14 protein-coding genes are annotated in these 21,511 nt (G+C 70.6%); 10 read left to right on the plus strand and 4 right to left on the minus strand.

Annotated elements, in window-relative coordinates; all coding sequences use genetic code 11:
* The first annotated feature begins 71 nt into the window (after nucleotides 1-71).
* The 3 genes from ACFYXV_RS18355 to ACFYXV_RS18365 all read left to right on the plus strand — a co-directional run bounded on the left by ACFYXV_RS18355 (nucleotide 72) and on the right by ACFYXV_RS18365 (nucleotide 4,228).
* On the plus strand, nucleotides 72-1,046 hold the full coding sequence (locus ACFYXV_RS18355) for a serine/threonine protein kinase (protein WP_389383451.1): 975 nt from the start codon (nucleotides 72-74) through the stop codon (nucleotides 1,044-1,046).
* A 4-nt stretch (nucleotides 1,047-1,050) separates the two neighbouring features.
* Nucleotides 1,051-3,279 carry a protein kinase gene (locus ACFYXV_RS18360; RefSeq protein ID WP_389383452.1) on the plus strand — a complete coding sequence of 743 codons (2,229 nt, stop codon included), beginning with the start codon at nucleotides 1,051-1,053 and terminating at the stop codon, nucleotides 3,277-3,279.
* A gap of 187 nt (nucleotides 3,280-3,466) precedes the next feature.
* On the plus strand, nucleotides 3,467-4,228 hold the full coding sequence (locus tag ACFYXV_RS18365; protein ID WP_389383453.1) for a hypothetical protein: 762 nt from the start codon (nucleotides 3,467-3,469) through the stop codon (nucleotides 4,226-4,228).
* 73 nt (nucleotides 4,229-4,301) lie between these two features.
* Here the strand turns inward: ACFYXV_RS18365 and ACFYXV_RS18370 are convergent, their stop codons facing one another.
* Together ACFYXV_RS18370 and ACFYXV_RS18375 are read right to left on the minus strand one after the other, a co-directional pair.
* Entirely contained in the window at nucleotides 4,302-5,831 is a 1,530-nt protein-coding gene (locus ACFYXV_RS18370; protein WP_351782796.1) for a UDP-N-acetylglucosamine 1-carboxyvinyltransferase, read from the minus strand.
* Between the two features lie 145 nt (nucleotides 5,832-5,976).
* Nucleotides 5,977-7,890, minus strand: coding sequence for an amidohydrolase (locus tag ACFYXV_RS18375; RefSeq protein WP_385460652.1), 1,914 nt, complete (start codon nucleotides 7,888-7,890; stop codon nucleotides 5,977-5,979).
* Nucleotides 7,891-7,994: 104 nt separating this feature from the next.
* On the opposite strand from ACFYXV_RS18375, the gene ACFYXV_RS18380 reads away from it, so the two are divergent.
* From ACFYXV_RS18380 to ACFYXV_RS18405, 6 genes are all read left to right on the plus strand, one after another.
* Nucleotides 7,995-9,011, plus strand: a complete 1,017-nt coding sequence (locus tag ACFYXV_RS18380) for a LacI family DNA-binding transcriptional regulator (RefSeq protein WP_385460655.1) — start codon at nucleotides 7,995-7,997, stop codon at nucleotides 9,009-9,011.
* Between the two features lie 112 nt (nucleotides 9,012-9,123).
* Complete coding sequence (locus ACFYXV_RS18385; protein ID WP_389383455.1) at nucleotides 9,124-9,324, plus strand: hypothetical protein; 201 nt, start codon at nucleotides 9,124-9,126, stop codon at nucleotides 9,322-9,324.
* A 528-nt stretch (nucleotides 9,325-9,852) separates the two neighbouring features.
* A complete protein-coding gene (gene acnA, locus ACFYXV_RS18390) occupies nucleotides 9,853-12,567 on the plus strand; it encodes an aconitate hydratase AcnA (RefSeq protein WP_385460661.1) in 2,715 nt (904 codons plus the stop codon).
* A 297-nt stretch (nucleotides 12,568-12,864) separates the two neighbouring features.
* Nucleotides 12,865-14,289: an N-acetylglucosamine/diacetylchitobiose ABC transporter substrate-binding protein gene (ngcE, locus tag ACFYXV_RS18395; RefSeq protein WP_383337804.1), complete on the plus strand. Its 1,425-nt coding sequence runs from the start codon at nucleotides 12,865-12,867 to the stop codon at nucleotides 14,287-14,289.
* Between the two features lie 22 nt (nucleotides 14,290-14,311).
* A complete protein-coding gene (locus tag ACFYXV_RS18400; RefSeq protein ID WP_383337615.1) occupies nucleotides 14,312-15,256 on the plus strand; it encodes a carbohydrate ABC transporter permease in 945 nt (314 codons plus the stop codon).
* 13 nt (nucleotides 15,257-15,269) lie between these two features.
* The gene (locus ACFYXV_RS18405; RefSeq protein WP_383337617.1) at nucleotides 15,270-16,205 is read left to right on the plus strand and encodes a carbohydrate ABC transporter permease; all 936 of its coding nucleotides are present in this window, start codon (nucleotides 15,270-15,272) and stop codon (nucleotides 16,203-16,205) included.
* Here ACFYXV_RS18405 and ACFYXV_RS18410 read toward each other — a convergent pair.
* A complete protein-coding gene (locus tag ACFYXV_RS18410) occupies nucleotides 16,198-16,932 on the minus strand; it encodes an MgtC/SapB family protein (RefSeq protein ID WP_389383456.1) in 735 nt (244 codons plus the stop codon). The two genes, ACFYXV_RS18405 and ACFYXV_RS18410, sit on opposite strands and share 8 nt — an antisense overlap.
* Nucleotides 16,933-16,959: 27 nt before the next feature.
* Nucleotides 16,960-19,680, minus strand: a complete 2,721-nt coding sequence (gene mgtA, locus ACFYXV_RS18415) for a magnesium-translocating P-type ATPase (protein WP_389383457.1) — start codon at nucleotides 19,678-19,680, stop codon at nucleotides 16,960-16,962.
* Nucleotides 19,681-20,285: 605 nt separating this feature from the next.
* On the opposite strand from mgtA, the gene ACFYXV_RS18420 reads away from it, so the two are divergent.
* Nucleotides 20,286-21,488, plus strand: a complete 1,203-nt coding sequence (locus ACFYXV_RS18420; protein WP_099889000.1) for an ROK family transcriptional regulator — start codon at nucleotides 20,286-20,288, stop codon at nucleotides 21,486-21,488.
* Nucleotides 21,489-21,511: the final 23 nt, after the last annotated feature.

Consider the following 21,511-nt stretch of genomic DNA (forward strand, 5'->3'; position numbering starts at 1 on the left):
ACCCGGTTCTCCCGCGCACCCGACCAGCGCTTAGGCTCGGTCCGCCACTTCACCGAACCCGGGGACCGCGCATGGAACGCCTACGCCAGGACGACCCGCCGTACATCGGGCCGTACGCGACCCTGGCCCGGCTCGACGCCGATTCCACCGAGCGCACCGTGCCCGAACGCCGCTACCTCGCGCGCACCGCCGACGGCGGGCGCACGGTCCTCGTCTGCCTGCCCCGGGCCGGCGCCGATCCCTCCCGCTGGGCGATCGAGGCCGAGTGGGCCCGCCGGCTGTCGGTGGCCCGGTTCCTCAACGTCGCCGAGGTGGGCGGGACGGCCGGATCCCCCTGGTACGCGGCCCCGTACACGCCCGTACTGCCGCTGCCGGCCGTGCTCGGCGCGTACGGCGGCCCGCTGCCCGAGAACCTCGTACGCGGGCTCGGCGCCGCGCTCGCGGAGGGGACGGCCGCCGCGCACGCCCAGGGCGTGACGCACGCGGGCCTGTCACCGGCAGCCGTACTGGTCACCCCGGGCGGCCCGCTGCTGACCTGCTTCGGTGCGGTACGGGCCGCCGCCCCCGACGGAACGCCGCGGACGGGGCTTCCCGGTCTCGACCCGGGCTGTCTGGCCGCGGAGGAGGCGGCGGGCGGCCCGCCCGGGCCGCTCGGGGACGTCTTCGCGCTCGGCGCCGTACTGGCGTACGCCTCGACCGGGCACACCGTGCCCGAGCAGGGCGAACTGCCGCCGGGGCTGCGGCGCCTGGTGGCCGCGTGCCTGGCGCGCGACCCGGGGGACCGGCCTTCGGCGCAGGAGCTGCTGCGCGAGCTCGCGGCGCCGGGCGCCCGTACCGGCCCCACGGAGGTCTCGCCGCTGCCGGGCGCCCGTACCGGCCCCACGGAGGTCTCGCCGCTGCCGGGCGCGACGGTCCTCGACCACGCGGCCCCCCTGCCGCTGCCGGGGCGCGTCGTCGCCGCGCTGGCGCACCAGTCCGCACGGCTGCTCGGCATGGAACTGGCCGCGGCGCAGGAGTCGTTCGCGCCGACCGGGAAGGCGCACTGACCCCGTGTCCCAGGCATCGCCCCCGACCTCCCCGAACCTTCCCTCCTCCCCGGACCTTCCCTCCTCCCCGCACGTCCCCCGTTCCCCGCTCGCGCCGCTCACCCATGAAGACCCGCAGGAGGTGGGCGGCTTCCGGCTGCTCGCCCGGCTGGGCAGCGGCGGCATGGGAACGGTGTACCTGGCCCGCTCGGCGGGCGGGCGCACGGTGGCCCTGAAGACCGTGCACACCCGGATCGCCGCCGACACCGCCTTCCGCACCCGGTTCCGGCTGGAGGCGGACGCGGCCCGCATCATCGGCGAGCGGTACGGCGCCCGCGTCTTCGGCTCCGACGCCCTGGCCGCGACCCCCTGGCTGGCCGCCGAGTACCTGATCGGACCGCAGCTGGACGAGGCGGTCCGCACCGGAGGCCCGCTGCCCGAGCCGGGTGTCCGGTCGCTGGGCGCGGACCTCGCCCGGGCGCTCGGCCTGCTGCACCGTTCGGACGTGGTGCACCGCGACCTCAAACCGTCCAACATCATGATCACGGCGGCCGGGCCCAAGGTCATCGACTTCGGTATCGCCCGCGCCCTCGGCGACGAGCGGCTGACGCGGATCGGCGCGGTGGCGGGCACGCCGGCGTACATGTCGCCCGAGCAGGCGGGCGGTCTCGAACACACCCCGGCGGGCGATGTGTTCGCGCTGGCCGGTGTCCTCGTCTTCGCGGCGAGCGGGCACGCCCCCTTCGGCGGCGGGCAGGCCGCCGATCTGCTCTACCGGGTGCGGTACGCGGAGCCCGACCTGAGCGGCGTACCGGTGGGACTGGCGACGCTGCTCGCCCGCTGCCTGGACAAGGACCCGGCGCGGCGGCCCACGACCGCCGAGCTGGCCCAGATGCTCGCGCCCGGCGACGGCCTCTTCGGGGACGGGCTGCCGCAGCCCGTCCTCGCGGACATCGCCCGGCGCAGCGCGCTGGTCTGGACCGAGCCCCCGCACCGGCTCCCGCCACCCGCTGCGGAACCCGGCGCGACAGGCGTCTCGCGACGCACCCTCCTCACGCTGGGCGCGGCCGCGGTCGGCGGCGCGGCCCTCGCCGGCGGCGGCCTGTGGGCCTGGCGGGCCAACCGCGCCCAGGACGGTTCACCGGACGCCCGGACCCCCCTGCAACCGGCCCCCGCTCCCCTGTGGACGCGCGACATCGCGCGCGCGAAGGAGGGCGCCGAGCCGATGAGCGTCGGCGGCATGCTCTTCGCGGTCGCGGGGATCACGGCCGTCGGCATCGACCCGCGGACGGGCGCACTCCGGCAGGACTACCGCATCACGGGGACCTGGCGGGTCGCCACCGACGGCACGGCGCTGTACGCGCTCAAGGAGCAGGACGCCCCTGACCCGGCGGCACTTGAGGTGCTGCTCCTTCCCCTGGAGTCCGGGAAGGAGCCGTCCCCCGTCGTGAAGCTGCCCGCGTTCGACGGCACCCACGTACTCAACCAGCTGCTGTGCGTGGACGGCGGCACGGCATACCTCCTCGCCAAGTCCGCCGCGGGCGACGCGTGGTTCCTGGTGGCGGCGAACCTGCAGTCCGGCCGCGAACTGTGGCGGAGGCCCGCGCCGGCCCCCGACAGCGCCCTCGTCACCCGGCACGTCCCGGCCGTGGTGCGCGGCATGCCGGTCAAGGGCGGGCTGCTCCTGTGCCGCCGCGCGGACGCGGGCGACACCCTGGCGCTGAGCCTGCACGACACCGCGGGCGGTGCGACGCGCTGGCAGAAGTCGCTGTCCGTCCCCGGTGCGGTGCCGCACCGTCTGGCCGCGGACGAGGACCACGTCTACCTGGGCACCGCGACCCTGCAGGCGGTGCGGCTCTCCGACGGCGCGCCGGCCTGGTCCTTCGGCAAGGACCGCGAGCAGGTGAAGAACCTGTACGGACAACGCCGCTACGGCATCCCCACCGTCCGCGACGGGGTCGTCTACACCGTCGAGGGCGCCGCGGGCATCGTCGCCGTGGACGCCCGTTCGGGCACCGAACGCTGGACGGAGCCCCCCGTGCAGGACGCGACCCCCAACGGAGACATCGCCCCGGTGGTATCCGCGGGCCACGTCTACACCATGGACAGCACCGGCATCCGCGCGGTCGACATCCGCACCCACCGCCCGGTCTGGCGCTACGAAACGCAGGCGGACACCCTGGCCTCCGACCCCGGGTCCACCCGGCTCTACGCGCGCGACATGACCAGACTGCACGCCTTCCGCATCGGCTGAGGGCCGTCCCGCGGTCCCCGGCGGGTGCGGGTCGCGGGACCCCTCGCGGGTCCGGCAGGTGGCCGGCGCGGCAACTCCGGCCCGGTGAAACCCGTTTCACGTGATGGACCGCTCGGGAGTGGTCTACGTTCGCGGTCTGCAGTTCGCGAGCTCCCCCGCCGAAAGACCACCCTCCGGAGGTCCCATCGTGTCCACGCCGCCCAGCCCGGACCCCATACCGCCGCGGCCGGCCCACCAGCCCGCGTACGGCCACCCGCAGCCCGGACCCCCCGGCGCCCCGGAATGGCCGGCACCCCCGCAGCCGCCCCGGAAGTGGCCCACCTCGGCGAAGGTGGTCACCGGGGCCGCGGCGGCGGTGCTGATCATCGTGGGGACGGTGCTGGTGACCACGTCCGTGACCGGTGGCTCCGAGAACACCGCCGCCCCGAAGACCGTGCCCATGCCCAGCCTCGTCGGGAAGGCGTTCACCGACATACCCGCCGACATCTCCACGCGTCAGTACGTCAACCAGCGCAGTGCGTTCGGCGGAACCGCCCCCGCGTCCGGCAACGTCATCTGCTTCCAGGAACCCGCCGCGGGCTCCCCCCTCACCGCCGCGCAGAACGTCTACGTCTACGTGGCCGAAGCCAGGGAAACCTGCCCGGCCCGGCTCGGTGACCTGCGCCCGCAGCCCACTGCGACCCCCGCTGCGACCCCGACGGCGGCCCCCGCCCTCGACCCGACGGCGGAGGCGGCCCTGGCCAAGATCATGGCTCCCTCCATCGTCGAGAAGCAGTGGAAGGAGATGAAGGCGGAGGACAGGAAGAGCATGTGCGACGCCTACACGACGTACGGCGCCGACTTCGTGGTGGCCATGTTCACCTCCGGGATCAAGCCCGGCACCGATGGCTACGCGTTCAAGGACGTCCTCGCCGACGCGTTCAGGGCCTCCCTCGCCAAGAACTGCTGACCGGGTCAGCGGAACACCGTTGACCCGGTCACCCGTCGCCCACGCCCACCGACCGGGCTTCGGCCCTGCTCGGCTAGATGTCGCGGAAGATCTCGATCTGGGCGCCCACCGAGTTGAGGCGCTCGGCGAGTTCCTCGTAGCCGCGGTTGATGACGTAGACGTTGCGCAGGACCGAGGTGCCTTCGGCGGCCATCATCGCCAGGAGGACGACCACCGCCGGGCGGAGGGCCGGCGGGCACATCATCTCCGCCGCGCGCCAGCGCGTCGGGCCCTCGACCAGGACGCGGTGGGGGTCCAGGAGCTGGAGGCGGCCGCCGAGGCGGTTGAGGTCCGTCAGGTAGATGGCCCGGTTGTCGTACACCCAGTCGTGGATCAGCGTCTGGCCCTGGGCCGCGGCCGCGATGGCCGCGAAGAACGGGACGTTGTCGATGTTCAGCCCGGGGAACGGCATCGGGTGGATCTTGTCGATCGGGGCTTCGAGCTTCGAGGGGCGGACCGTCAGGTCGACCAGGCGGGTGCGGCCGTTGTCCGCCGTGTACTCCGCCGAGCGGTCGTGGTCGAGGCCCATCTCCTCCAGCACCGCGAGCTCGATCTCCATGAACTCGATCGGGACGCGGCGGATCGTCAGCTCGGACTCCGTGACCACCGCGGCGGCGACCAGGCTCATCGCCTCGACCGGGTCCTCGGAGGGGGAGTAGTCCACGTCCACGTCGATGTTCGGGACGCCGTGGACGGTCAGCGTCGTCGTGCCGATGCCGTCCACGCGCACACCGAGCGCCTCCAGGAAGAAGCACAGGTCCTGGACCATGTAGTTGGAGGAGGCGTTGCGGATGACCGTGGCGCCGTCGTGCCGGGCGGCGGCCAGCAGCGCGTTCTCGGTGACCGTGTCCCCGCGCTCGGTCAGCACGATCGGGCGGCCGGGGGAGACCCCCGCCTCCACCTTCGCGTGGTAGATGCCCTCGGTCGCCGTGATGTCCAGGCCGAAGCGGCGCAGGGCGATCATGTGCGGCTCGATGGTGCGGGTGCCGAGGTCGCAGCCGCCGGCGTACGGCAGGCGGAACTGGTCCATCCGGTGCAGCAGCGGGCCCAGGAACATGATGATGCTCCGGGTGCGCCGGGCCGCGTCCGCGTCCATGGCGTCCATGTCGAGGCGGGCCGGCGGGACGATCTCCAGGTCCACGCCCTCGTTGATCCAGCGGGTGCGGACGCCGATGGAGTTCAGGACTTCGAGGAGCCGGTAGACCTCCTCGATGCGGGCGACCCGGCGCAGCACCGTACGGCCCTTGTTGAGCAGCGAGGCGCACAGCAGCGCCACGCAGGCGTTCTTGCTCGTCTTGACGTCGATGGCGCCGGACAGGCGGCGGCCGCCGACGACCCGCAGGTGCATCGGGCCGGCGTAGCCCAGAGAGACGATCTCGCTGTCGAGGGCTTCACCGATTCGGGCGATCATCTCAAGGCTGATGTTCTGGTTGCCGCGCTCGATCCGGTTCACGGCGCTCTGGCTGGTGCCCAGCGCGTCCGCGAGTTGACTCTGCGTCCAGCCCCGGTGCTGCCGGGCGTCACGGATGAGCTTGCCGATGCGTACGAGGTAGTCGTCTGCCATGGATGCACCGTATCTCAGATATGAGATGCCCCCTGCGTCGGGTGTGGCAGACGGGTGTTACCGACCGTCAGATGCCCGGCGTGTCGCTTCCACCCGTCTCCCGACGCATCACTTCAATTATGGACATCCCCCTCATTATGCAGATTTAGTGTCCACATGCATGGTGGCGGCCTCCGTGTACCGCCGCGTACGCCGCCGGGCGCGGTCCGGATCCCGCGCGCGCCGCCCGGGCCACCGCGGCGCGGCCCGCCTGCGAGTCCGCGTCGTGCACCACCCGGCCGCCGACCAGGGTCATCCGTACGCCGGTTCCGCTGATGTCGGCCACCGGACAGCGGGTCACATCCCGGTCCAGCAGCACCAGGTCCGCGGCCTTGCCCTGCTCCACCGTCCCCGTCAGCCCCTCCTGCCGCAGCTGCCACGCCGTCCCGGCCGTGTGCATCCGCAGCACCGAGGTCCGGCTGAGCCCCTCCAGTTCGCGGTACAGCTCACCCGTCCCGTGCGCGCCCTGCCGGTCGATCGCCGTCCGCAGCTGGTTCCACACCTGGAGCGCGTCCACCGGCCAGTCCGAGCCGCCGGTCAGCCGGGCCCCCGCCCGCTCCAGGCTGCGCGCCGGGTACATCCACCGGTGGCGCCGCGGGCCGATGTAGGGAAGCAGCGCGTCCATCGTCCAGGTGTCCTCGGCCGCCCACTGGAGCTGCATGCAGGCCGCGACGCCCAGCTGGGCGAAGCGCCGCAGGTCCGCCGGGTCCACGATCTGCAGATGGGCGATCGCGTTGCGCGCGTCCCGCTGCCCGGTCACCCGGTGGGCGTAGGCGTACCCGTCCAATGCCGTACGGACCGCCCGGTCTCCGAGCCCGTGGGCGTGCAGCTGCCAGCCGGCCTTGTTGAAGGCGGCCGTCAGGCGGCCGTAGTCGGCCGCCGAGGTGTAGAGCTCGCCCCGGTTCGCCGTCGGCTTCCCGTTGCCGTCCAGGTACGGCTCCAGCAGCGCGGCCGTCTGCGCCGGGTACTCGATGACCCCGTCCAGGAACACCTTGACCATCCCGAACCGCAGGCCCCGCACCCCCTCGAACTCCTTGCGCAGGCCGCGCGCGTACGCCAGCGAGCCCGCCGGGTCCTTCGTCTGCCCGGCATCGAGCCGGATCGCGGGCACGATCCGCTGCGGCAGCTTCCCCGCCGCCGCGAGGGCCTGGTAGAGCTCCAGCTCGTGCCGCCCGACCAGGGCGTCCATCATCGTGGTGACCCCGGAGGCCGCCGCCAGCTCCAGCACCTTCGCGCAGGCCGCGACCAGTTCGGCCCGGGAGGGCTCCGGGATGTGCCGCTTCACCAGGTCCTGCGCGTCGTCCTTCAGGACACCCGTCGGCTGCCCGTCCGCCCCCTTCACGATCCGTCCGCCGACCGGGTCCGGGGTGGCCGCGGTGATCCCGGCGATGTCCAGGGCCCGCCGGTTGGCCCAGAGGTTGTGCCCGTCGCCGCCGACCAGAGCGACCGGCCTGCGGGTGGCCAGCGCGTCCAGCATCGAGTGGTGCGGCACGCTCCCGGTCGGCAGCAGCCCGACCGGATTCCAGTCCTCCACCACCAGCCAGCGGTCCGGCTCCGCGTCCGCGCCCCCGGTGTCGGCGAGGAAGCCGGCCAGCAGCTCCCGGAGCTCGGGCAGCGTGGTCTCGGCCCCCTCCAGCGAGGGCCGCAGCGACCGGTCGCCGGCCCCCAGCGGGTGCACGTGGCCGTCGTGGATGCCGCTCATCACCGTGTTCCCGCGGGCGTCGACGACCTCGGTGTCCCGCCCGACGTGCCGGCGCACCGCCGAACCGCTCCCGGTCGCCAGGATCTTCCCGTCCCGCCCGACCGCCACCGCCTCGACCGGCGCCCCGCCGCCCGCCGCCCCGGTGAACACCCGGGCGTTGTGGATGACCAGGGCGGCCGAGCCGCGCCCGCCGGAGGAGGCGGCCGCCGCCGCGGGGCCCGCGCCCAGCAGACCGGCGGCGCCCGCCGCCCCGACGGCGCCGACGGCTCCGAGAAGGCCCCGGCGGGACAAGGGGGAAGAGAAGGAAGCAGAGGTCATGGCCACTCCAAACGTCGGTGTGGCCAGGACACTGTTTGATTAACCCCTTAACCAGAACCCGCCGCGGCCGACGAAATCCGCACCGCCGTCCGTACGATGACCCCGTGCCCGGCCCCGGACCGACCATCGCCGACATCGCGCGCGCCGCGGAGGTCTCCACCGCGACCGTCTCGCACGCGCTGGGCGGCACCGGCCGCGTCGGCGAGTCCACTCGCCGCCGGGTCCGCGAGGTGGCGGCCGCCCTCGGCTACAGCGCCCGCCGCGGCCCCCGCACCCGTACGCTCGGCCTCGCCGTCACCACGTACGCGGGCTCCCCCTGGAACTACGTCGAGATCGCCTACTTCTCCCGGCTGCTGACCGCTGCCACCGCGGCCGCCCACGCCCGCGGCTACGCCCTCACCCTGCTGCCCGCCGACCGGGGCGCCGAGCCGCTGTGGCACGACCTCGCCGTCGACGGGATGCTGCTGCTCGACAGCCCGGCCGGGGATCCGGTCCTCCGCGCCCTGCGGGCCCGCGGTCTGCCGGTGGTCTTCGACGGCCGGCCCCCCGACCCCCGGCCCGGGGACGTATGGGTGGACAACGACCACGAGGCCGCCACCCGCGAGGTCCTCGACCACCTCGCCGCCGCCGGGGCCACGCGGATCGCGCTGCACTCCGCGTACGGCCGCGAGTACTACACCGAGGCCGTCACCTCGGCCTACGCCCGCTGGTGCGCCGAGCGCGGGATGGCCGGGCTGGTGGTCGCGTTCGACCCGGAGGACGCCGCCGGCCACGCCTTCGACCCCGTCTTCGCCGCGCCCGGCCGCCCCCGCCCCGACGCCGTGTACTGCGTGTACGACCCGGGCGGGCGCCAGGTGCTGGCCGCCGCCGCCCGGCACGGGCTGCGGATACCGCACGAGCTGCTGCTCGTCTGCGCGAGCGAGGACCCCTCGTACGCGGCGGGCGACCCGCCCGTGAGCACCGTGACCCTGTGCCCGGAGGTGATCGGGGAGAGCGCCGTCGGCGCACTGGTGGCGCTGCTGGAGTCACCGCGGGGAGCGGAGCCCGGCCAGCTGACCGTCCCGGCCGCGCTGACGGTGCGTACGTCCTCCCGTCCGCACGGGGGCATGCCCGGACTGTGATCCGGCCCATTGTCCGGTCTCGTCGAAGACAGTCGGTGACGGCCAGTGCCATGCAAGGATCCCGCTCATGATGCCGAAGCCGACTCTGACGGAGCGCCACTCTCCTCGGGTCGTGTTCACCTCCCCAGCTGACCCCTGGCTGGCGTCGGAGACGGCCGCGCTCGTGCAGCGGAACGGTCTGGTCCTGCGGCTGGACGGCCGTGAAATGCGGGATGCCGCGTCTGTCTTCCGCACGTTCGAACGGGAGCTCTCGTTCGTCGGCCACTTCGGCCACAACACGTACGGCGTCGAGGTCCGCTGCCCTTGTGCTTGAGGGGGTCCAGGCCCAACAACCGGACCGCCGTGTCCTCGGCGACCAGTTCGTGGTGCCAGAGGAGGTGGAACAGTGCGGGCAGCGTCGCGAAGACCTCCCGCAGGCGGTCCGCAGCCGTGCTTAGTCCGGAGGGTGCCGACGCTCCCGCAGCCCGTCGTGCCAGTGCAGCCAGAAGGTGCAGACCCGCAAGATCCACCCCGGCCGGTATGGCCACCCAGAACCCCCAGCGGGATGGCCCGCACGACCGGGTTCGCTGAGACGGAAGGCCGAACGACTGGGTTCGGTGAGCAAACGCCTCGATTGGATGAGAGCGGTCACCCGGACTGTGATCTGGCCCATGCCGTGCATGACCAGGGCGCGGCAATGCACTAGAGTTATCTCGACATCGAGATATCTGCCGAAGGCGTACCGCAGCCGCCCCTGCTGGTAAGGCTCACCTAACTTAGCCTTACCTTAGCGGATTGGCCACAGGGCGTGGCGGCAGGATTGCGGTAAAACGCGCGAATTTCATGCATGAAGGAGACTGTCGTGTCGGCGAACAGCTTCGACGCCCGCAGCACGCTGCAGGTGGGCGACGAGTCGTACGAGATCTTCCGGCTGGACAAGGTTGAGGGCGCTGCCCGCCTTCCCTACAGCCTGAAGGTGCTGCTGGAGAACCTGCTCCGCACCGAGGACGGCGCGAACATCACCGCCGACCACATCCGGTCGCTCGGCAACTGGGACTCGCAGGCCCAGCCCAGCGAGGAGATCCAGTTCACGCCGGCCCGCGTGATCATGCAGGACTTCACCGGCGTCCCCTGCGTCGTCGACCTCGCCACCATGCGCGAGGCCGTGAAGGCCCTCGGCGGCGACCCGGCGAAGATCAACCCGCTCTCGCCCGCCGAGATGGTCATCGACCACTCGGTCATCGCCGACAAGTTCGGCACGAAGGACGCCTTCGCGCAGAACGTCGAGCTGGAGTACGGCCGCAACAAGGAGCGCTACCAGTTCCTGCGCTGGGGCCAGACCGCCTTCGACGACTTCAAGGTCGTCCCCCCGGGCACCGGCATCGTCCACCAGGTCAACATCGAGCACCTGGCCCGCACGGTCATGGTCCGGAACGGCCAGGCGTACCCCGACACCCTCGTCGGCACCGACTCGCACACCACCATGGTCAACGGCCTCGGCGTGCTCGGCTGGGGCGTCGGCGGCATCGAGGCCGAGGCCGCGATGCTCGGCCAGCCGGTCTCCATGCTGATCCCGCGCGTCGTCGGCTTCAAGCTGACCGGCGAGCTGCCGACCGGCACCACCGCGACCGACCTCGTGCTGACCATCACCGAGATGCTCCGCAAGCACGGCGTCGTCGGCAAGTTCGTCGAGTTCTACGGCGAGGGCGTCGCCGCCACCTCGCTGGCGAACCGCGCCACCATCGGCAACATGTCGCCGGAGTTCGGCTCCACCGCCGCGATCTTCCCGATCGACGACGAGACCCTGAAGTACCTGCGCCTGACCGGCCGCGACGCCCAGCAGGTCGCGCTCGTCGAGGCGTACGCCAAGGAGCAGGGCCTGTGGCTGGACCCGGCCGCCGAGCCGGACTTCTCCGAGAAGCTGGAGCTCGACCTCTCCACGGTCGTCCCCTCCATCGCCGGCCCGAAGCGCCCGCAGGACCGCATCGTCCTCGCCAACGCCTCGCAGCAGTTCGCGCAGGACGTGCGCAACTACGTCAGCGACGACGAGGAGGCCGGCAAGGAGTCCTTCCCGGCGTCCGACGCCCCGGCGTCCTCCAACGGTGTGCCCACCAAGCCCACCCTGGTGACCCTGGCCGACGGCACCTCCTTCGAGATCGACCACGGCGCCGTCACCGTCGCCGCGATCACCTCCTGCACCAACACCTCGAACCCCTACGTCATGGTCGCCGCGGCGCTCGTGGCCAAGAAGGCGTCCGAGAAGGGCCTGACCCGCAAGCCCTGGGTCAAGACCACCCTGGCCCCCGGTTCGAAGGTCGTCACCGACTACTTCGACAAGGCCGGCCTGACCCCGTACCTGGACAAGATGGGCTTCAACCTCGTCGGGTACGGCTGCACCACCTGCATCGGCAACTCCGGTCCGCTGGACGAGGAGATCTCGAAGGCGATCAACGAGGCCGACCTCGCGGTCACCTCGGTGCTCTCGGGCAACCGCAACTTCGAGGGCCGCATCAACCCCGACGTCAAGATGAACTACCTGGCCTCCCCGCCGCTGGTCGTCGCGTACGCCATCGCGGGCTCCATGAAGGTGGACATCACCAAGGACGCCCTGGGCACGGACACCGACGGCAAGCCGGTCTTCCTCGCGGACATCTGGCCCTCCGAGGCCGAGGTCAACGACGTCGTGGCGAACGCCATCGGCGAGGACATGTTCAGCAAGTCCTACCAGGACGTCTTCGCGGGCGACGCCCAGTGGCAGGCGCTGTCGATCCCGACGGGCAACACCTTCGAGTGGGACCCGCAGTCGACCTACGTGCGCAAGCCCCCTTACTTCGAGGGCATGACGATGGAGACCACCCCGGTCTCCGACATCGCCGGCGCGCGCGTGCTGGCGAAGCTGGGCGACTCGGTCACCACCGACCACATCTCCCCGGCCGGTGCGATCAAGGCCGACACCCCGGCCGGCAAGTACCTCACCGAGCACGGCGTCGAGCGCCGCGACTTCAACTCGTACGGTTCCCGCCGCGGCAACCACGAGGTCATGATCCGCGGTACCTTCGCCAACATCCGCCTGCGCAACCAGATCGCCGAGGGCACCGAGGGCGGCTTCACCCGCGACTTCACCGTCGAGGGCGCGCCGGTCGCGTTCATCTACGACGCCTCCCAGAACTACCAGGCCGCCGGCATCCCGCTGGTCATCCTGGCGGGCAAGGAGTACGGCTCGGGCTCGTCCCGCGACTGGGCCGCCAAGGGCACCGCGCTGCTCGGCGTCAAGGCCGTCATCGCCGAGTCCTACGAGCGCATCCACCGCTCGAACCTGATCGGCATGGGCGTGCTCCCGCTCCAGTTCCCGGAGGGCGCCTCGGCCGCCTCCCTGGGCCTCACCGGCGAGGAGACCTTCTCCTTCACCGGTGTGGAGGAGCTGAACAACGGCACCACCCCGCGCACCGTCAAGGTCACCACCGACACCGGTGTGGAGTTCGACGCGGTCGTCCGCATCGACACCCCCGGTGAGGCGGACTACTACCGCAACGGCGGCATCATGCAGTACGTGCTCCGCAACCTCATCCGAGGCTGACGGCAGTAGCGGCACCAAAGGGCCGTATCCCCGTTAAGGGGATACGGCCCTTCCGCTTTTTTCCGGACCGGGCCAGGTTTCGGGGAGGTCTCAACTCGGAAAAGCTGACGGACAACCGTGTGCATGATCTTGCTCACATGAACGGAAGTGGACTATACCTGTGCCTCGTCCGGATCATCGCGTTACGAGCGGCACCGGACCGGGGGACGGCGGGGACCTGCGGTGATGTCCGTACGTGCGGTGACCGCCGCTGTTTCCGGCCTCCTTCACACTTCTGACGAAGGCGAGGACATGAGCATGGGATCCACTGGTGAGGGCCTCGGCCGCCGTGACCTGATCAAGCGCTCCGCAGCGCTGGGACTGATCTCGGTGCCCACGATGAGCTTCCTGTCCGCCTGCGCCTCCGGCGGCGAGGACACCACGAAGGGCCCGGACAAGGGTGCGGTGACCAAGGAGAACCCGTTCGGCGTCGCCAAGGGCGGCAAGCTGGACGTCGTCGTCTTCAAGGGCGGCTTCGGCGACGACTACGCGAAGGCCTGGGAAGCCGCCTTCGACAAGAAGTGGGGCACCACCAGCTCCCACCTGGGCACCCAGGAGATCGCCGCGAAACTCCAGCCCCGCTTCAACGGCGGCAACCCGCCGGACGTCATCGACGACTCCGGCGCCCAGCAGATCAAGGTCGACGTCCTCGCCAAGGGCGGCCAGCTCGCCGAGCTCACCCCGGTGCTCGACGCGCCCTCGCTCGACGACCCCGCCAAGAAGGTCCGGGACATGCTCATCCCCGGCACCGTCGAACAGGGCACCCAGGGCGGCAAGTTCGTCGCCCTCTACTACGTCTACACCGTGTTCGGCTTCTGGTACTCGGGCAAGCTCTTCAAGGAGAAGGGCTGGGCCGAGCCGAAGACCTGGGACGAGTTCCTGGACATCTGCACCAAGGCCAAGGCGGCCGGCATCGGCGGACTCGCCCACCAGGGCAAGTACCCGTACTACATCAACGTCGTCATCATGGACCTGATCGCCAAGAAGGGCGGTCTGGAGGCCATGAAGGCGATCGACAACCTGGAGCCGAACGCCTTCGAGGGCAACCCCGCCGCCCTCGCCGCCGTCGAGGCGGTCTACGAGGTCGTCGAGAAGGACCTGCTGATGGCCGGCACCAACGGCCTCACCCACACGGAGTCCCAGACCGCCTGGAACCAGTACAAGGCGGCCTTCATCCCCTCCGGCTCCTGGCTGGAGAACGAGCAGCTCAAGCAGACCCCGGACGACTTCGACATGAAGTTCCTGCCGGTTCCGACCCTCGCCGACAGCAAGCTGCCCTTCGAGGCCATCCGGGCCGGCGCCGGCGAGCCCTTCATCGTCCCGGAGAAGGCCGCCAACAAGGCCGGCGGCCTGGAGTTCCTCCGCTCGATGCTGTCGCGCGAATGGTCGACCCTCTTCGCCCAGCAGGCCAACTCCCTCACCGTGGTCAAGGACGGCGTCGACCCGAACGTCAAGCTGCGCCCGGGCACGGCCTCGGCGGTCGCGGCCGTCAAGACCGCCGGGACGAACACCTTCAACTACCTGTACCCCGACTGGTACAGCGAAATGGACACCGAGATCCAGAACGCGTCCAATGAGCTGATGGCCAAGCGGATCCAGCCAAAGGAATGGATCAAGCGGGCCCAGGCTGCGGTAGACAAGGCTGCCAAGGACCCGAACGCCAAGAACAACCACCGCAGCTGACATCGTCCAAGGGGCGGACACCATGAGCCAAGTAGCCCGGGGCAAGGGAAGGACCGGCTTCATCGCCGGCTTCCTCTTCCTGCCGCTCGCGCTGTACCTGACTTTCGTCATCTGGCCGTACGTTCAGACGTTCGGCTACTCCTTCACCAACTGGTCCGGACAGTCGCCCACGTTCGACTTCGTCGGCCTGGACAACTACTCCGCGCTGATGGAGGACGAGGTCTTCCGCGGAGCCCTCTGGCACAACCTGCTGCTCCTGGTGTTCGTCCCGACCATCACCATCCTGCTGGCCCTCTTCTTCGCCTTCATGGTGAACGCGGGAGGGCGCAGCGGGGCGGGCGGGGTGCGGGGCGTCCGAGGCTCCTCCGTCTACAAGATCGTCTACTTCTTCCCGCAGGTCCTGTCGCTCGCCATCCTCGCCGTGCTGTTCGGCGCCGTGTACCGCAGCGACGAGGGCGGCCTGCTGAACGGATTCCTCACCAAGCTGGGCCTGGTGGACCCGGCCCACCCCGTCGAATGGCTGAACCAGCCGAACCTCGTGCTGTGGTGCCTGCTCCTGGTGGTCGTCTGGCACGGGGTCGGCTTCTACCTGGTGCTCTTCTCGGCCGCCATGCAGTCCGTGCCCAAGGACATCTACGAGGCCGCCCTGCTCGACGGCGCCGGGCGCGCCCAGACCTTCCTCAAGGTCACCCTGCCCCTGCTGTGGGACTCCGTGCAGACCTCCGCGGTCTACCTGGGCATCGCCGCCATGGACATGTTCGTACTGGTGTCGACCATGACCTCCGGCCAGTTCGGCGGCGGCCCCGACCACCACAGCGAGGTCATGGCCACGGTGCTGATGCGCAACTTCCTGTACTTCGGCAAGAGCGGCTACGCCTGCGCCATGGGCGTCGTCATGCTCGTCCTGACCATGATCCTCTCCGTCGTCACGCTGCGCGCCACCCGCCGCGAGCGCATCGAGTTCTGAGCGGAGTTCCACGATGACTGCAGAATCCACGGTGATCAAGGCGCCGGGCGAGGCCTCGGCCGAACGCGCCGGCGGCAGCGGCCGCCCCGGGCAGGGCGCGAAGCGCGGCTCCGACGGCATGGTGCTGAACGTCTTCTCCCACGGGTTCCTCGCCGTCTGGGCGATACTGATCGTCCTGCCCCTGATCTGGCTGGCGCTCGGCTCGTTCAAGACCGACGCCCAGATCGGCGGCTCGGCCCTCAGCTGGCCCTCCAACTGGCATTTCGACGCGTTCTCCCGGGCCTGGGACAAGGGCATCGGCGACTACTTCGCCCACACGCTGATCGTGATGGTGTTCTCGGTCCCGCTGACCATGCTGCTCGGCTCGATGGCGGCGTACGTGCTGGCCCGCTACCCCTTCCCGGGGAACCGGCTCTTCTACTACTTCTTCGTCAGCGGGGCCATGTTCCCCGTGTTCCTGGCGCTCGTCCCGCTGTTCTTCATGGTCAAGCGCCTGGACATGCTCAACACGTACCAGGGTCTGATCCTGGTCTACGTGGCCTACTCGATGCCCTTCACCGTCTTCTTCATGCACTCCTTCTTCCGCACGCTGCCGACGGCCGTGCACGAGGCGGCGGTGATCGACGGGGCCTCCGACACCCGGATCTTCTTCCAGGTGATGCTGCCGATGGCCAAGCCCGGCCTGATCAGCGTCGGGATATTCAATGTCCTGGGGCAGTGGAACCAGTACATCCTGCCGTCGGTGCTGATGCAGCCGCAGACCGGATCGGACCCCGAGCGCTACATGCTCACCCAGGGCCTGATCCAGCTGCAGTACCAGATGGGGTACGAGACGGACCTGCCGGTGCTGTTCGCCGGTGTGACCATCGCGATGATCCCGATGCTGGTGGTCTACCTGTCCTTCCAGCGGCAGATCCAGGCCGGCCTGACCTCGTCCACCCTCAAGTAGCCGAGGCCGAGGGGTCGGGCACGACCGACCAGCTGACCGCCGAGACGGACGGGTCGAGCGAGAGGTTGCTGACCGCCTCCTCCAGCATCCGGCCCCCCGCCGCCCCTTCGGCGGTCAGCAGCGCGGACACCGTGACCAGGCCGGCCCCCGGGCCGTCCTGGCTGCGGATCGAGCGCAGCGTGTAGCCGGGCCGGCCGAGGGCGTCGACCAGCCGGTGGCGGATGTGGGCCTCCTCCGCCTCCAGGCACACGGCCTCGAAGTGGAAGTCGGTGGCCACCTCCGCCCCGCCGCGCGGTTCGCGGTCCAGGCGCCGGCCCAGCGGGCGCAGCAGGAGGTTGGCCCCCACGACGCCCGCCGTGCCGAAGGCAGCGAGGACGAACATCCCGGTGCCGGCCAGGCAGCCCACGGCCGCCGAACACCACAGGGTGGCGGCCGTGTTCAAGCCTCGTACGCTCAGCCCGTCGCGCATGATCACTCCGGCGCCGAGGAAGCCGATGCCCGAGACGATCTGGGCCGCGACCCGGGAGCCGTCGTACTGGACCTCCGAGACGGCGCCGATGAACCCGTACTGCGAGAGCAGTACGAACAGCGCCGCGCCGCCCGCCACCAGGGCGTTCGTGCGCAGTCCGGCCATCCGGGCCCGCCACTGGCGCTCCAGGCCGATGGCCGCCCCGAAGCCGAGCGCGGCGGCCAGGTGCCCGGCCATCTCCCATTCGTTGAGCAGCATCGGTCTCCCCCTCCTCGGCGCGGCCGGTTACAGCCAGGTGCCGAACTTGCGGATGTACAGGGTCTTCAGGAGCTGGGTGAGCGTGCAGTACGCCAGCAGCACGCCGATCAGCCACGGGAAGTAGCTCGCCGGCAGGGCCACGAAGCCCAGCGAGGAAGCCAGCGGCGAGAAGGGCAGGTAGAGCCCGGTCAGCACCGCGAGGACCGTCATCACCATCACCGGCCACGAGGCGCGGGACTGGATGAACGGGATCTTCCGGGTACGGATCATGTGGACGATCAGGGTCTGCGAGAGCAGGCCCTCGATGAACCAGCCGGACTGGAACAGCGCCTGGTGCGCCGCGCTGTCGGCCGCGAACACGTTCCACATGATCACGAACATGGCGATGTCGAAGATCGAGCTGATCGGGCCGATGCAGACCATGAACCGGCCGATGCCCTTGGCGTCCCAGTTGCGGGGCTTGCGCAGGTACTCCTCGTCCATCCGGTCCCACGGCGTCGCCAGCTGGGAGATGTCGTAGACCAGGTTCTGCACCAGGAGCATGATCGCGAGCATCGGCTGGAAGGGGATGAACGCGCTCGCCACCAGGACCGAGAAGACGTTGCCGAAGTTCGACGAGGCCGTCATCTTGATGTACTTGATCGTGTTGCCGAAGGTGGTCCGGCCCTGGATCACGCCCTGCTCCAGGACGGTCAGGTCCTTCTCCAGCAGGATGATGTCCGCCGACTCCTTGGCGATGTCGACCGCCGTGTCGACGGAGATGCCGACGTCCGCGTCGCGCAGCGCGGCGGCGTCGTTGATGCCGTCCCCGAGGAAGCCGACGGTGTGCCCGTCCGCCTGCAGGGCGCGTACGATCCGGGCCTTCTGGACCGGGTTGACCTTGGCGAAGACCGTCGTACGGGCGGCCAGCGCGCGCAGCGCCGCGTCGTCGAGGGCGTCGGTCTCGGGGCCGAGCACCACGCGCCCGACGTCGATGCCGACGTCCGCGCAGACCCGGGCGGCCACGAGGTCGTTGTCGCCGGTGACGACCTTGACCGCGATGCCCTTGTCGGCCAGGGCCTGCAGCGCCCGCGCGGCGTCGGCCTTCGGCGGGTCGAGGAAGGCCAGGAAGCCGACCAGGGTGAGGCGGTCCTCGTCCGCGACGGAGTAGGTCTCGCGCGGGGTGCTCATCGTGCGGGTGGCGACGGCGAGGACGCGCAGGCCCCGGCGGTTGTTCTCCTCGGCGATGCGGGTGACGTGGGCACGCAGCTGATCGGTGAGCTCGACCGTCTCGCCGCGGTCGCGCATGTGGGTGCACAGGTCCAGGACCTCCTCCACCGCGCCCTTGGTGATCATCACGTGCTCGGGGCGGCCGAGGCCGCCGACGATGCTGTTGCGGTCCAGGACCACGGACATCCGGCGGCGGGCGAAGTCGAAGGGGATCTCGTCGACCATCGAGAACCGTGCGTCGACGACAACCTCCTCGGCCTCGTCCACGCGGTTGATGACCGCCTGGTCCATCAGGTTCTTCAGACCGGTCTGGAAGTGGGAGTTGAGGTACCCGTACTCCAGGACCTCGCCGTCCTCGTTGCCGTGCACGTCCAGGTAGCGGTCCAGGACGATCCGGTCCTCGGTGAGGGTGCCGGTCTTGTCCGTGCAGAGCACGTCCATGGCGCCCAGGTTCTGGATCGCGTTGAGGCGCTTGACGACGACCTTGCGCCGGGACATGGCGACCGCGCCGCGCGCCAGGTTGGCGGAGACGACCATCGGGAGCATCTCGGGGGTCAGACCGACGGCGACGGCGATGCCGAAGAGGAAGGCCTCGTTCCAGTCGCCCTTGGTGAGGCCGTTGATCGCGAACACGACCGGGACCATGACCAGCATGAAGCGGATCAGCAGGAAGCTGACCTTGCGCACGCCGTTGTCGAAGTTGGTCTGCGGGCGCTCGCCGACCAGCGAGCCGGCCATCGAGCCGAACCAGGTGTCGGCGCCGGTGGCGACGACCACGCCGGTGGCGGTGCCGGAGGTGACCGAAGTCCCCATCAGGCAGAGGTTGTCGGCCTCGACCGGGTCGGTGGTCTCGGACTGGCCCCGGTCGTCCGTACGCGTGTCGGCCTTGGCGACGGGCAGGGACTCGCCGGACAGCGCGGCCTGGCCGACCATCAGGTCCTTGGAGGTGATGAGCCGCAGGTCGGCGGGGATCAGGTCGCCGGCGGCCAGTTTCACCACGTCGCCCGGGACCACCTGGTCCATGGGCACCTCGAAGGTGGTCGGCGCGGAGCCGCTGCCGGCCCGGCGCTGCACCGCGCAGGTGGTGGTGACGAGCCTCTTGAGCGCGTCGGCGGCCCGGCCGGAGCGGAACTCCTGCCAGAAGCGCAGCAGCCCGCTGATCGCCACCATCACGGAGAGGATGACGACGCCCGGATCGGCCGGGTCCTGCCACCACATGACGGCGGCCAGGAAAACGAGGACGCCGATGAAGGGGTTCCAGAACGCCTTCGCCAGCTGGAACCACCAGCGCGGGGCGCGCTCGTGGGCGACGACGTTGGCGCCGTGCCGCTCCAGGCGCAGGGCCGCCTCGGCGTGCGTGAGGCCGCTGCGGGAGGCGTCGACCTCCTGGAGGACCCGGACGCCCGGGCTGGCGCTGAATCCGGCGAGCCGCTCGCCGGCGATGCGGGTACGGCCCTCCAGCTCGGCGGCCTTGCGCTCGCGGCGGCCCTTGCCCGGCGGTGCGAGCTTGGTCGGGGTACGGGGGGTGAGCATGGTCATGACGAATACCTCCCTCCACCGCGTCCGGGCAGCGCGAAGCCGCACGGTCACGTGGAGTGATCGCGGGTCGGCGCGCGGCGGCGCGAAACGCCGCCGGGCACGCCGAGGGGCATGGATGACGCACGCCCGGACGGAAGGGCCGGGGCATGCGGAAGGAAAGGGAGGGGGGAAAGATGAAGGAATGCAGAACCGCACGCGGGCGGCGGGATGTGCCGCAGCCACGCCGTGAAGATCACGGCCGTGCGCACTCAGGGAAAGATCGGCCGATCAGGTCAGCCGACGAGAGCGCTGCAAGGACTTCGATCGGGACTCATCCCGAACACCTCCTTGCGTAGCGCCGTCATTGCGAGGCAGCCGATCCGGCTCGAAAGCCGCAGAGAACCGGTTGCCTCAGCGACCGTAACACGATCCAGAGGGATGTCTCTCATACTTATGACCGGTAGTGGCCGATTCGTTCTGTGTCAGCCTCTTGACGTCTGGAGGGCCAAAGGCTCGACTTAAGGTTCACAAGTTGGAGAGACGCCGGGGTCTCGGAGCACCAAGCCGCGACCGCCGGCTCGGGGGGCGACGGCCAGCCGTCGCTAATGGGCAGGAGTGGATGAGTCGTGCAGACTCCCGGATCGCAGTCTTCGCTGCACCGCGCGAATCTCGAACGGGTCGTGCGGGCGGTGCGGCTCGCGGGTTCGCTGACCCAGGCGGAGATCGCCCGGTCCACCGGACTGTCGGCGGCCACGGTCTCCAACATCGTCCGCGAGCTCAAGGACGGTGGGACCGTCGAGGTCACGGACACCTCGGCGGGCGGACGCCGCGCACGCAGCGTCTCGCTCAGCGGTGACGCGGGCATCGTGATCGGCGTGGACTTCGGCCACACCCACCTGCGGGTGGCCGTCGGCAACCTCGCCCACCAGGTCCTGGCCGAGAAATCGGCCCCGCTGGACGTGGACGCCTCCTGGGCGGACGGCTTCGACCGGGCGGAAGCGCTGGTCGGAGAGCTGATCGCGGGCATCGGGGTGGGCCTGGAGAAGGTCATCGGCGTCGGGCTCGGCGTCCCCGGCCCCATCGACGTGGAATCCGGGACCCTGGGCTCCACCGCGATCCTGCCGGGGTGGGCAGGGATCAACCCGCGCCAGGAGCTGTCGCAGCGCCTCGGCGTGCCCGTGTACGTGGACAACGACGCCAACCTCGGAGCGCTCGGGGAGCTGGTGTGGGGGAGCGGCCGGGGGGTCAAGGACCTCGCGTACATCAAGGTCGCGAGCGGTGTCGGCGCGGGCCTGGTGATCAACGGGCAGATCTACCGGGGGCCGGGCGGCACCGCCGGCGAGATCGGGCACATCACCCTGGACGAGTCCGGCCCGGTCTGCCGCTGCGGCAACCGCGGCTGCCTGGAGACCTTCGCGGCGGCCCGCTACGTACTGCCTCTGCTGCAGAGCACGCACGGGCCCGAACTCACCATGGAGCGCGTCGTCGAACTGGCGCGGGAGGGCGATCCGGGCTGCCGTCGCGTGATCGCCGACGTGGGCCGCCATGTGGGTAGTGGTGTCGCGAACCTGTGCAACGTCCTCAATCCGAGCCGTGTGGTCCTCGGCGGTTCGCTGGCGGAAGCCGGTGAACTGATCCTGGCCCCCATACGTGAGTCGGTGGGGAGGTACGCGATCCCCAGTGCGGCACGCCAACTCTCCGTGCTCACAGGGTCGTTGGGCGGCCGGGCCGAGGTATTGGGAGCGCTGGCCCTGGTGCTGAGCGAGATGGGCGATTCGACCCTTCTGGCCGGTTCGCCGACCCTCAAGCTCTTGCCTTCAGTTAGATAACGGATGGCACCGTTGTCATCTCG

Source organism: Streptomyces sp. NPDC002181 (assembly GCF_042890485.1).
GTDB lineage: Bacteria > Actinomycetota > Actinomycetes > Streptomycetales > Streptomycetaceae > Streptomyces.

Bases quoted from the DNA above. Each gene is read 5' to 3' on its own strand.
- ACFYXV_RS18355 (WP_389383451.1), top strand. From the start codon at position 72: ATGGAACGCCTACGCCAGGACGACCCGCCGTACATCGGGCCGTACGCG.
- ACFYXV_RS18370 (WP_351782796.1), bottom strand. From the start codon at position 5,831: ATGGCAGACGACTACCTCGTACGCATCGGCAAGCTCATCCGTGACGCC.
- ACFYXV_RS18375 (WP_385460652.1), bottom strand. From the start codon at position 7,890: ATGACCTCTGCTTCCTTCTCTTCCCCCTTGTCCCGCCGGGGCCTTCTC.
- ngcE (WP_383337804.1), top strand. From the start codon at position 12,865: ATGGGATCCACTGGTGAGGGCCTCGGCCGCCGTGACCTGATCAAGCGC.
- ACFYXV_RS18400 (WP_383337615.1), top strand. From the start codon at position 14,312: ATGAGCCAAGTAGCCCGGGGCAAGGGAAGGACCGGCTTCATCGCCGGC.
- ACFYXV_RS18405 (WP_383337617.1), top strand. From the start codon at position 15,270: ATGACTGCAGAATCCACGGTGATCAAGGCGCCGGGCGAGGCCTCGGCC.
- ACFYXV_RS18410 (WP_389383456.1), bottom strand. From the start codon at position 16,932: ATGCTGCTCAACGAATGGGAGATGGCCGGGCACCTGGCCGCCGCGCTC.
- mgtA (WP_389383457.1), bottom strand. From the start codon at position 19,680: ATGACCATGCTCACCCCCCGTACCCCGACCAAGCTCGCACCGCCGGGC.